Source organism: Streptomyces sp. AcH 505 (assembly GCF_000818175.1).
Lineage (GTDB): Bacteria > Actinomycetota > Actinomycetes > Streptomycetales > Streptomycetaceae > Streptomyces.
Window position 1 is genome coordinate 4,205,124 of record NZ_JTIY01000001.1, and the last position, 11,233, is coordinate 4,216,356.

The window sequence follows — 11,233 nt, forward strand, 5'->3', positions numbered from 1 at the left end:
GCCTCCCCGGAACGGCACCCGGCGACAACCGCAACCAAGACCCGCAACCAAGAACCGCGCCGGACGGCGACAACGCTTACGCCGCGCCGATCGCCTCCGCGATCGTCGGGAACGCGAACGTGAACCCCGAATCGCGCAGCTTCGTCGGGATCACCCGTTGGCTGCCCAGCACGTCGCTCGACATCTCGCCCAGCGCCACCCGCAGCGCCGCCGCCGGTACCGGGAACGGGGTCGGGCGGTGCAGCGCCTGGCCCATCGCCGTCGTGACCTCGCGGTTCGTGACCGGTTCCGGGGCCGTGAGGTTCAGCGGGCCCTCCAGCGTCGGCGTGTCGATCGCGTGCCGCAGCGCCGCCACGTGGTCGTGGAGCGCGATGAAGCTCCAGTACTGCTTGCCGTCGCCCAGCCGCCCGCCCAGGCCCGCGCGGAACAGCGGGAAGAGCCGGCCCCACGCGCCGCCGTCCCGTGAGACGACCAGGCCCGTACGGGCGAGGACCGTGCGGACGCCCGCTTCCACCGCCGCCGCCGTGGCCTCTTCCCACTCCACGCAGACCGACGGCAGGAACCCGTCACCGGGCGGCGCGTTCTCGTCGACCACCCGGTCGCCGGTGTCACCGTAGAAGCCGATCGCCGAGCCGGACACGAGCACGCGCGGCGGGCCGTCCAGGACCGCGCAGGCCTCCGCGATCGCCGCCGTACCGAGGACGCGGCTGTCGCGGATCTCCTTCTTGTACTCGTCGGTCCAGCGGTGGTCGCCCACCCCCGCGCCCGCCAGGTGGACGATCGCCTCGCAGCCGTTCAGGCCGCGCACGTCCACGTGCTGGCGCGCGGGGTCCCACTCGACCTCGTCGCCCGCGTTCGAGGGCCGCCGGACCAGTCGCACCACCTCGTGCCCGTCCGCGCGCAGGGAGCGTACGAGTGCCGTACCGATGAGCCCGGTGGAACCGGTGATCGCGATCCTCATGAAACCCATCCTGCCCCGGGAACCCCCGGTGGCACAGTTGCGCCATGGCAGATCTGAAGATACGTCCCGCTTTCCGCGCGGACGAGCAGGAGCTGGCCGACCTCGACCGGGAGATGTGGTCGCCGCTGCACGCGGTGACGCCCAGGCCGCAGGCGTACGAGCCGTTCTTCGACGACCGGCATCCGCCGGAGAATTTCCTGGTTGCCGAGGTGGACGGCCGGCTCGTCGGGTACGTCGCCGTGGCGCCCGCCACCGCGCTGGCGGCCAACGCGCACGTACGCCAGATCAGGGGTCTCGTCGTGGACGGCCGGGAGCGCGGCCGGGGGGTCGGGCGGGCGCTGGTGCGGGCGGCGGCCGGGCGGGCGCGGGCGCAGGGTGCGCGGCGGCTGACGCTGCGGGTCCTCGGGCACAACGCACCGGCCAGGCGGCTGTACGAGGCGGCGGGCTTCGTGGTCGAGGGGGTGCTGCCGGGGGAGTTCTTCCTGGACGGCCGGTACGTGGACGACGTCCTGATGGGGCGCACGCTCTAGCGGCCCCGAAAGCGCCCCGAAAGCGCCCCGAAAACGCCCGGAAAGGCGCCCCGCGACGCTTACCCGAACCGCTCCGTCAAGCGCGGGAAGCGCTCCGCGAGTGCCTCCGCGTCCTCGAAGTCGACGGGCGTCCCCTCCGGCTCCGCCGCCTGCGCCGCGATGCCGAGGGCCGGTGCCACCACTCCGGTGAGCTGCTCGTACGCCTCGTCCGCGGCGAAGCCCAGTTCCTCGCCGTCGCCGTCGATCTCCTCGTCGAACCCGTCCAGCAGCTCGGCGAGGCTGTCCGGGTCGTGCAGCGCCCCCTCGAAGACCTCGCGGCCCTGGCCGATGAGCCAGCACCGGAAGAAGTCGAAGGCGTCGTCGCTCGCGCCGTCCAGCAGGACGGCAGCCGCGCCCCACAGGTCCCAGTGGTACGCGCGGTTGTAGCGGGCCTCGAAGTGCCGGGCGAAGTCCAGGACCGAGTCGGGGTCGAGCTGCAGCAGCCGCTCGACCAGCAGGTCGGCCTGGTCCTCGGGGTCGCCCTCGGCGGCCTCGCGGGTGCTGTCGACGATCTCCCAGAACTCCGTCTCGTCCATCACGGGTCCAGCATCGTGCTTGCGGGGGTACGGCGCACGTGGAGTGGCCGAATTTCACGCCTTTCCTATGCGGACAGAAGATGTCTGCTTTCTGTGTGAGGGTCGCCGCATGGACCACGAAAAGACCACGGACCACGCGAAGACACTGACAGGAAAAGTCGCCCTGGTGGCGGGAGCCACCCGGGGAGCCGGGCGGGCCATCGCCGTCCAGCTCGGTGCGGCGGGCGCGACCGTGTACGCCACCGGGCGGACGACCCGCGAGCGGGTGAGCGAGGTCGGGCGGGCCTCGGAGACCATCGAGGAGACGGCCGAGCTGGTGACGGCGGCGGGCGGCGTCGGCATCGCCGTACAGGCCGACCATCTGGACCCCGCGCAGGTGCGCGCGGTGGTCGAGCGGATCGAGCGGGAGCAGGGCCGGCTGGATGTGCTCGTCAACGATGTGTGGGGCGGCGAGCATCTGATCGACTTCGACACGAAGATGTGGGAGGTCGGCCTCGACCGGGGGCTGCGGATGCTGGAGCTGGGTGTGAAGACCCATCTGATCACCAGCAGCCTCGCGCTGCCGCTGCTCGTACGGCGGCCGGGCGGGCTCGTGGTGGAGATCACCGACGGCACCGCCGAGGCGAACAAGGCGTACCGGGGGAACCTCTTCTACGACCTCACCAAGAACGCGCCCATCAGGATGGCGTACGGGCTGGGGGAGGAGCTGAAGGAGTCCGGCTGCACCGCCGTCTCGCTGACGCCCGGCTTCCTGCGCTCCGAGCAGATGCTGGACCACTTCGGGGTGACCGAGGAGACCTGGCGCGACGCCGTCGTGCGGGAGCCGCATTTCGCGATCTCCGAGACGCCCGTCCTGGTGGGCAGGGCCGTCGCCGCGCTCGCCGGTGATCCGGAGCGGGAGCGGTGGAACGGCCGGTCGCTGTCCAGCGGGCGGCTGGCGCGGGAGTACGGCTTCACCGACGCGGACGGCAGCCGCCCCGACTCCGAGGCGTACTTCGCCGAGGTCGTCGCCGGTGGCAAGGACGCGACGGCCGAGGACTACCGCTAGGGAGTGTCCGCGACGTCTCGTCCGGCTCGCGACGCCTGGCACGGACACGACCCAGGCCCTCCCTAGTCCAGTTGCAGCGGCTGGGCCACCTCGTCCCAGCGGGTGTCGAACCAGAGCTTGACCTGCTCGAATCTGGCTTGTTCCGATGCGTCGGCGCCGTCCAGTGTCGAGCGGAAGAGATCGCCGCCGCGCAGCTCGATGACGTCCAGTGAGGCGCCGTCCGGGTTGTTCTGCATCTGGCCGCGTTCCAGCCAGTAGTACGCGGTCAGCATCTCCGTGCCGTTGATCAGGTAGCGCTTCTCGCCGGGGATGGTGGGCAGTCCCCTGATCGCGACGGAGACCTGTCCGACCAGCCCCCGTTCCGCCAGCCGGGTCAGTGAGTGCTCCAGCGCTCCCGCGTAGGTCCGGATGACGTGCCGCAGCCGCAGCAGCGGGCGGGGGTCGGTCGGGTCGTCGGCGTGGCGGGGGTACGGGTGGCTGGTCGTCAGGTCGGGCAGCAGGACCCGGACGGTGATGGTCTCCGGGGGGCGGCGGCGGCCCTCCAGGATCGCCTCGACCTCGTTGCGCACCGCCTGGCTGAGCTGTTCCGTGGTCAGTGACCAGACGTCCAGGACGACATGCCGGGCGGTGAACGCCTGCGCGATGTAGTAGGCCAATGGCCGGAGGTTGGTCGTCCGATTGGCAACCCGGGCGGCTCTTCCCGGTGCCCCGTCCTCCAGCAGTCCCTCGTCGCGCAGCATCTGCTGGGCGCTCTGGATGGTGCCTCTGCCCACCTGGTAGTGGCGCTGCAACTGCTGCTGTTTGGGCAGCGCCTCACCCGCCGAAAGCCGCCCGTCCAGGATCCTGCTGCGCAGATCATCCGCGACGGAGCGGTAGCGGGGAAGGTCCTCGGCGTCACCCCGGTCGGTGGGCATCACTCTGCTGAGGCTACAACTCGACTGCGGTGTCCGACAGATGGCTGCAGCAACCGGTCAAGTCGATTGGCTGCCCGGCAACTTGACCGGTTGTTCGGTCAGGCCGGTCCCGCTGCAGCTCAATGGCTGCCATTACGGATGGGTATCAAGGAGAGAACCGATACCCGACCATTGGCCTTCACTCCGCAGAAACTCATCTGCCAAAGGGTGCCAACCGAAGGGTGTCCCGCGAACGCAGAGGTGAACCGGAGGAGATGCCATGGGGGCGCTGTCACGAACGGACATGATCATTGAGGTGATCGGGGCTTTCGGGCCCCAGGGAGCCCTGCTCGGGCTGCTGTGCGCGCTGCTCGTACGGGCGCTGCGCGAGGAGAAGGGGTCGGGCGGCAATCTGCTGTGCGCCGCGACCGTGCTGCTGGTCCTGCTGCTGGTCGGATCAGCCTGAGTCCCACGGGACGGCGATGGTGTCCCACAGGGAGTCGAACCACTTCTGGGTCTGTTCCACGTACGCCGCTGTGACCTGGTCCTCGTCGACCGCCGCGTGCCGGAACAGCATCCCTTCGACACCGAGCATGTCGTAGATCTCGATCGGTTCGTCCCGGTCGAGGTCCACCGTGCGCGTCTGCACCTGGTAGTGCCCGGCCAGCACCTCCTCGCCGTTGAGGATGTACACCTTCTGGGTCGGCGATATGGAGACCTTCCTGGCCTCCACCCGCACCTCGGGCACCAGCCCCCTGACCTTCAGCATGCGCAGCGAGTGGCGCAGCGAGCCGTAGATGTGCCCGGTGGTCTCCCGCAGCCGCTCGCGCGGCCGGGTGTTGTGCGGCTCTCCGACGACCTGCGGCAGCGCCAGCGGGTCCTCAGCGTTCGGCAACAGGATCCGTACGGCGATCCGCTCGGGGGTCGGTACGCCGGCGGTGCCGAGGGCGACGAGCGGTCCGGCGAGCGCGGAGGCGAGGGTCTCGCCGTTGAGGCAGTACGCGTCGATCGTCACGTGTGGCTGCTGGAAGCAGAGCGCGACCCGCTCGCCGAGGAACACCCCTGCGGGGCGCGGCGGGTGGCTTCTGGGCGTAGGCACGTCGTTGGCGGTCGGTCCCGGCAGCAGCCGGGAGGCGCCGCTCGGTGCGGTCCGTGCGACGGTCGGCGGAGTGCCCTGCTGGGCCCGCTTGATCAGGCCCTCGTTCTCCAGGACTTCGAGCGCCCTGCGGACGGCGCCGCGCGGTGCCTCGTAGCGCCGGCTCAACTCGGCCTGGGTGGGGATGTGGTCGCCGACGCGCAGCTCTCCTGACGAGATGTGGTCGCGCAACGCGTCCGCCACCACATCCCGCGGACGCCGTTGTCCGTCGGTCAAGGCGCTGTCTCCAGGCACAGCCAAACTCTACAACAGCCTGCCAATGGGCGAGAGTTATCTGCGAGGTCTTCCCAACTGCTGCCAAGCGGCTGCCATTGGCTCAGACGGGCGGGTCGTAGAGCGCGTGCAGCCGCGCCGCCGCCTCGGCGAACCGGTCGCGCAGCGAGGCGGGACGGAGGATCTCGGCGTCCGGGCCCAGCCCCAGCAGCTGGGCGTACGCCACCTCCTCCGACTCGACCGGCAGGGTGACCGTGAGCAGCCCCTGGGCGTCCGGCTCCCCGGCCGCCTCGATGGCCTCGCAGGCGGCGGCGCGGTCACCCGCGTACGGCAGCCTGCGCACCCCGTCGGGGGAGAGCCGTACGGTCACCTCCGTCCGCAGGATCGAGCGGGCGAACTCGGCCGAGCGCTGCTCCCAGAAGCTGGGCAGATCAAAGGACTCATCTCGGGAGAAACGTTCCTTCAGGGGTTCGGCGGCGGTGAACCGGTCGATCCGGTAGACCCGGAAGGCCCCCTTGGCGTCCGCGCACAGGTACCAGACCCCGGCCTTGAGCACGAGACCGTACGGCGCCAGCTCCCGCTCCACCTCGGCGTCCTCGCGCCGGTAGCGCGCCGACAGCAGCTGGTCGCCCCAGACCGCCTCGGCGATCACCTGCAGCAGCTCGGGCGTCTGCGGCTCGTGGTACCAGCCGGGGGCGTCCAGATGGAACCGCCGGGCCGCCGAGTCGGGGGCGTCCCGCAGCGAAGGCAGCAGCGCGGCCGACACCTTGAGCCGGGCTGCCGAAGCGACGTCGTCCAGCCCCATCTCCCGCAGCGCGCCCGGCACCCCCGACAGGAACAGCGCCTCGGCCTCGCTGCGGGCAAGACCGGTCAGACCGGTGCGGTAGCCGCCGACGAGCCGGTAGCCGCCGGTCCTGCCGCGGTTCGCATACACCGGCACCCCGGCCTCGGAGAGTGCCTGGGCGTCGCGGGTGATGGTCCGCTCGGAGACCTCCAGTTCCCTGGCCAGCTGGGCCGCGGTCATGGACGGCCTCGACTGGAGCAGGAGCACCATCTTGATCAGTCGGGCAGCGCGCATGCCACCCATCATGCAGCCAGAGCGGCATCGCATACAGGGGAACCCCCGTCGCGAACTGCTCGATGCGACGGGGGTTCCCACGGAAACGGACCGGAAGCGGACTCGGAGACAGACCGGAAACGGACCGGAAACGGGCTCAGAGGCCGTAGCGCTGACGGGCCTCCACGACGGTCTCCGGCTTGACCTCACCACGCCGCGCGAGCTGCGCGAGCGCCGCGACCACGACCGACTGCGCGTCGACGCCGAAGTGCCTGCGCGCCGCCTCACGGGTGTCGGAGAGACCGAAGCCGTCCGTGCCGAGCGAGGACCAGTCCTGCTCGACCCACTGGCTGATCTGGTCCGGCACCTGCCGCATCCAGTCGCTGACCGCGAGCACCGGGCCGGGTGCCCCGGACAGCGCGCGGGTCACGTACGGGATCCGCTGCTCACCGCGGAGCAGCGCCTCGTCCGCCTCAAGGGCGTCCCTGCGCAGCTCCGTCCAGGACGGCGCCGACCACACGTCGGCGGCGACGCCCCAGTCCGAGGCGAGGAGCTGCTGCGCCTCCAGCACCCAGTGGATCGCCGTGCCGGACGCGAGCAGCTGGAGCCTGGGCGCGTCGGCCGCCGCCGGCGCCGCCTCCTGGTAGCGGTACAGACCGCGCAGGATGCCCTCCTCCACGCCCGCGGGCATGGCGGGCTGCACCTTGGTCTCGTTGTAGACCGTCAGGTAGTAGAAGATGTCCTCGGCGTCGGGGCCGTACATCCGGCGCAGCCCGTCCTTGACGATGACGGCGACCTCATAGGCGAATGCCGGGTCGTAGCTGACCGCCGCCGGGTTGGTCGAGGCGATCAGATGCGAATGGCCGTCCGCGTGCTGCAGGCCCTCGCCCGTCATCGTCGTACGGCCGGCCGTCGCGCCGATGACGAAGCCCCGGCCCAGCTGGTCGGCGAGCGCCCAGAACTGGTCGGCCGTGCGCTGGAAACCGAACATCGAGTAGAAGATGTAGAACGGGATCATCGGCTCGCCGTGCGTCGCGTACGACGTCGCGGCCGCGGTGAAGTCGGCCAGCGAACCGGCCTCCGTGATGCCCTCGTTCAGGATTTGACCGTCCTTGGCCTCCTTGTAGTACAGGAGCTGGTCACGGTCGACCGGGTCGTACGTCTGGCCCTTCGGCGAGTACAGACCGGCCGTCGGGAACAGCGACTCCATACCGAAGGTGCGGGCCTCGTCGGGGACGATCGGGACCCAGCGCTTGCCGGTCTCCTTGTCCCGCATCAGGTCCTTGGCCAGCCGGACGAACGCCATGGTGGTGGCGATCTCCTGGGTGCCCGACCCCTTCTTGAGCGCGTCGAAGGCCTTGTCGGCGGGCTGCGGCAGCGGTTTCGCGACGACCTTGCGGGCCGGGGCGGGACCGCCGAGCGCGGCGCGCCGCTCGCGCAGGTACCGGACCTCGGGCGAGTTCTCGCCGGGGTGCCAGTACGGCACGACGGCGTCGTCCAGCGCGCTGTCGGGGATGGGCAGTTCGAGCAGGTCGCGCATGGCGCGGAACTGCTTGCCGGTCAGCTTCTTCATCTGGTGGTTCGCGTTGCGCGACTCGAAGTCGGGGCCGAGCGTGTGGCCCTTCACGGTCTGCGCGAGGATCACCGTCGGCGCGCCCTTGTGCTCCATGGCCGCGCGGTAGGCCGCGTAGACCTTGCGGGGCTCGTGACCGGCGCGGGACGTCTGGAACAGCTCCAGCAGCTTGGCGTCGGTGAGGCCCTGCGCGATACGGCGCAGCGAGGGGTCGGTGAAGAAGTGCTCGCGGATGTAGGCGGCGTCGCGCGTCGCGTACGTCTGGAACTGGGCGTCCGGCACCTCGCGCAGCCGCCGCAGCAGCGCGCCGTCGGTGTCCTGGGCGATGACGGAGTCCCAGGCCTGGCCCCACAGCGACTTGACCACGTTCCAGCCGGCGCCCCTGAACTGGGCCTCCAGCTCCTGCACGATCTTGAAGTTGGGCCGGACCGGGCCGTCGAGCCGCTGCAGGTTGCAGTTGATGACGAAGGTCAGATTGTCCAGGCCCTCACGCGCCGCGAGGGCGAGGGAGGCCGTCGACTCGGGCTCGTCCATCTCGCCGTCGCCGAGGAACGCCCAGACGTGCGAGTGGGAGGTGTCCTTGATGCCGCGGTTCTCCAGATAGCGGTTGAAGCGCGCCTGGTAGATCGCGGAGATCGGGCCTATGCCCATGGAGACCGTGGGGAACTCCCACAGCCAGGGCAGCCGCCGCGGGTGCGGGTACGACGGCAGTCCGTCGCCGCCCGCCTCCTGGCGGAAGCGGTCGAGCTGGTCGGCGGAGAGCCGGCCGTCGAGGAAGGCGCGGGCGTAGATGCCGGGCGACGCGTGGCCCTGGAGATAGAGCTGGTCGCCGGAACCGTCGGCCTCCTTCCCGTGGAAGAAGTGCTCGAAGCCCGTCTCGTAGAGCCAGGCGACCGAGGCGTACGTCGCGATGTGGCCGCCGAGGCCGAGCCGGGAGCCGCGGGTCACCATGGCGGCCGCGTTCCAGCGGTTCCAGGCGGTGATCCGGGACTCCAGCGCCTCGTCGCCCGGGTAGGCGGGCTCGGCGGCCGTCGGGATGGTGTTGACGTAGTCGCTCTCCAGCAGCGCGGGCAGTGCGACCCCGGCGGAACCGGCGTGCTGGAGGGTGCGGCGCATCAGGTACGCGGCGCGGTGCGGTCCTGCGTTCTCGGTGACGGCGTCCAGGGAGGCCGCCCATTCGGCGGTCTCCTCGGTGTCACGGTCCGGGAGCTGGTCGAGCTCGCTCGGAAGCTTGCCTACGGGGTCGGTCATGGTCGCCGCCTTCCGGACAGGAGGGGGGTGGAGAAAGGCCCTTGTCTGGCAGGACAGGGCGACGGGCTGGGTGCAGCCCGCTGTCCACTGTAAGTCGCTGATCGATGATCGATCAAAGGGTAACGGGGTAAAAGTTCACGATCTGAAAAAATTGGCATCCCGTGCCAGCTCAGGCGGCACGCGGTGACCCTTGATCGTTCGTGTGTGCGACGCTGCGGTCGGGTGCCGGTCAGGCGCGCGGGGCGCAGCCGAGCACATGGGTCTTGACCAGCGGGCCGATCTCGGGATCGCGCCGCTTGAACGCCTCGACCAAGGCGTGGTGCTCCTCCGCGTACGACTTCTGCACCGTGCCGAGCCAGCGGATCGACAGCGCCGTGAACACCTCGATGCCCAGCCCCTCCCAGGTGTGCAGCAGCACGCTGTTGCCGGCCGCCCGCACCAGCTCGCGGTGGAAGGCGACGGTGTGCAGCACCTGCGCCGTACCGTCGTCCTTGCGGTCGGCCGCGTAGAGCCCCGCCACATGCGGCTCCAGCGCCGAGCAGTCCAGGGCCAGCCGTTCGGCGGCCAGTTCGGCGGCGATCTGTTCGAGGCCCGCCCGGACGGGATAGCTCTCCTCCAGGTCGGCGGCGGTCAGATTGCGCACCCGTACGCCCTTGTTGGGCGCCGACTCGATGAGCCGCAGACTCTCCAGCTCGCGCAGCGCCTCCCGGACTGGCGTCTGGCTGACCTGCAGCTCGGTGGCGATCCTGCGTTCCACGATCCGCTCGCCCGGCTTCCAGCGCCCGCTGACGATCCCCTCCACGATGTGCTCGCGGATCTGTTCGCGCAGCGAGTGGACGACGGGCGGGGTCATGGCGGCACTCCTCGGGGACATCGGCCTTTGGGTAGACGATACGGCGGCGCCCCCGCCCGGAGAGTCCGGACAGGGGCGCCGTCGCCGTACGGATTCCTGCTACAGCCCGAGCTCGACCTCGAACTCGCCGGCTTCCAGGATCGCCTTGACGGCCGTCAGGTAACGGGCCGCGTCGGCGCCGTCCACCAGACGGTGGTCGTAGGAGAGCGCGACGAACGTCATGTCGCGGACCGCGATGGTCTCACCCAGGTCGGGGTGGTTGATGACCACCGGGCGGCGGACCGTGGCACCGATGCCCAGGATCGCGGCCTGGTTCGGGGGCACGATGATCGTGTCGAACAGCGCGCCGCGCGAACCGGTGTTGGAGATGGTGAAGGTCGCACCGGCCAGGTCGTCCGGCGTGATCTTGCTGGCGCGCACGGCGCCGGCCAGCTCGGCGGTCTTCTTGGAGATGCCGGCGATGTTCAGATCGCCCGCACCCTTGATGACCGGCGTCATCAGGCCACGCTCGGAGTCCACAGCGATACCGATGTTCTCGGTGTCGAAGTAGGTGATCGTGCCCTCTTCGGCGTTGATCCGGGCGTTGATGACCGGGTGGGCCTTCAGCGCCTGGGCGGCGGCCTTGACGAAGAACGGCATCGGGGAGAGCTTGACGCCCTCGCGGGCCGCGAAGCCCTCCTTCGCCTGCGCGCGCAGCCGCATCAGCTTGGTGATGTCCACCTCGACCACGGAGGTCAGCTGGGCCTGGTCGTGCAGCGCCTTCATCATGTTGTCGCCGATGACCTTGCGCATGCGGGTCATCTTGACGGTCTGGCCGCGCAGCGGGGACGCCTCAAGCTTGGGCGCCTTCGAAGCGGCGGCGGGGGCGGCGGCCGGGGCCGACGCCTTTGCGGCCTTGGCCGCCTCGGCAGCCGCGACGACGTCCTGCTTGCGGATCCGGCCACCGACGCCGGTGCCCTTGACCGAGGCCAGGTCGACGCCGTTCTCGGCGGCGAGCTTACGGACCAGCGGCGTCACGTACGCGCCGTCGTCACTGGCGGTGGCGGCAGGCTGCTTCGGAGCGGGCTGCGCGGGGGCGGGCTGCGCGGGTGCCGGCGCGGGAGCCGGTGCCGGTGCGGGCGCG

At 70.6% G+C, this 11,233-nt stretch carries 11 protein-coding genes; 3 read left to right on the forward strand and 8 right to left on the reverse strand.

Annotated features, from left to right (window positions below; translation table 11 throughout):
* Positions 1–76 precede the first annotated feature (76 nt).
* On the reverse strand, positions 77–970 hold the full coding sequence (locus HY68_RS19250; RefSeq protein WP_041990524.1) for a TIGR01777 family oxidoreductase: 894 nt from the start codon (positions 968–970) through the stop codon (positions 77–79).
* Between the two features lie 35 nt (positions 971–1,005).
* Here HY68_RS19250 and HY68_RS19255 point away from each other — a divergent pair, with 35 nt between their 5' ends.
* On the forward strand, positions 1,006–1,491 hold the full coding sequence (locus HY68_RS19255; protein WP_041990525.1) for a GNAT family protein: 486 nt from the start codon (positions 1,006–1,008) through the stop codon (positions 1,489–1,491).
* Positions 1,492–1,550: 59 nt separating this feature from the next.
* Here HY68_RS19255 and HY68_RS19260 read toward each other — a convergent pair whose 3' ends face one another.
* Positions 1,551–2,066: a DUF4240 domain-containing protein gene (locus tag HY68_RS19260; RefSeq protein ID WP_041990526.1), complete on the reverse strand. Its 516-nt coding sequence runs from the start codon at positions 2,064–2,066 to the stop codon at positions 1,551–1,553.
* Positions 2,067–2,175: 109 nt separating this feature from the next.
* On the opposite strand from HY68_RS19260, the gene HY68_RS19265 reads away from it, so the two are divergent.
* Positions 2,176–3,114 carry an SDR family oxidoreductase gene (locus tag HY68_RS19265; protein WP_041990527.1) on the forward strand — a complete coding sequence of 313 codons (939 nt, stop codon included), beginning with the start codon at positions 2,176–2,178 and terminating at the stop codon, positions 3,112–3,114.
* Between the two features lie 62 nt (positions 3,115–3,176).
* On the opposite strand, the gene HY68_RS19270 is transcribed toward HY68_RS19265, so the two are convergent.
* Complete coding sequence (locus tag HY68_RS19270; RefSeq protein WP_052457140.1) at positions 3,177–4,028, reverse strand: winged helix-turn-helix domain-containing protein; 852 nt, start codon at positions 4,026–4,028, stop codon at positions 3,177–3,179.
* A 259-nt stretch (positions 4,029–4,287) separates the two neighbouring features.
* On the opposite strand from HY68_RS19270, the gene HY68_RS19275 reads away from it, so the two are divergent.
* Positions 4,288–4,473 (forward strand): hypothetical protein, encoded by a 186-nt coding sequence (locus HY68_RS19275; protein ID WP_041990528.1) that lies wholly within the window; start codon positions 4,288–4,290, stop codon positions 4,471–4,473.
* On the opposite strand, the gene HY68_RS19280 is transcribed toward HY68_RS19275, so the two are convergent.
* The 5 genes from HY68_RS19280 to sucB form a co-directional block, all read right to left on the reverse strand.
* Positions 4,465–5,379, reverse strand: coding sequence for a winged helix-turn-helix domain-containing protein (locus HY68_RS19280; protein WP_041990529.1), 915 nt, complete (start codon positions 5,377–5,379; stop codon positions 4,465–4,467). The two genes, HY68_RS19275 and HY68_RS19280, sit on opposite strands and share 9 nt — an antisense overlap.
* A 100-nt stretch (positions 5,380–5,479) precedes the next feature.
* Positions 5,480–6,454: a YafY family protein gene (locus HY68_RS19285; protein WP_198533304.1), complete on the reverse strand. Its 975-nt coding sequence runs from the start codon at positions 6,452–6,454 to the stop codon at positions 5,480–5,482.
* Between the two features lie 136 nt (positions 6,455–6,590).
* A complete protein-coding gene (gene aceE / locus HY68_RS19290; RefSeq protein WP_041990530.1) occupies positions 6,591–9,257 on the reverse strand; it encodes a pyruvate dehydrogenase (acetyl-transferring), homodimeric type in 2,667 nt (888 codons plus the stop codon).
* 229 nt (positions 9,258–9,486) lie between these two features.
* Positions 9,487–10,110, reverse strand: a complete 624-nt coding sequence (locus HY68_RS19295) for a GntR family transcriptional regulator (protein WP_041990532.1) — start codon at positions 10,108–10,110, stop codon at positions 9,487–9,489.
* Between the two features lie 99 nt (positions 10,111–10,209).
* The coding region (gene sucB / locus HY68_RS19300) for a 2-oxoglutarate dehydrogenase, E2 component, dihydrolipoamide succinyltransferase (protein ID WP_041990533.1) at positions 10,210–11,233 on the reverse strand (1,024 nt) is incomplete at its 5' end.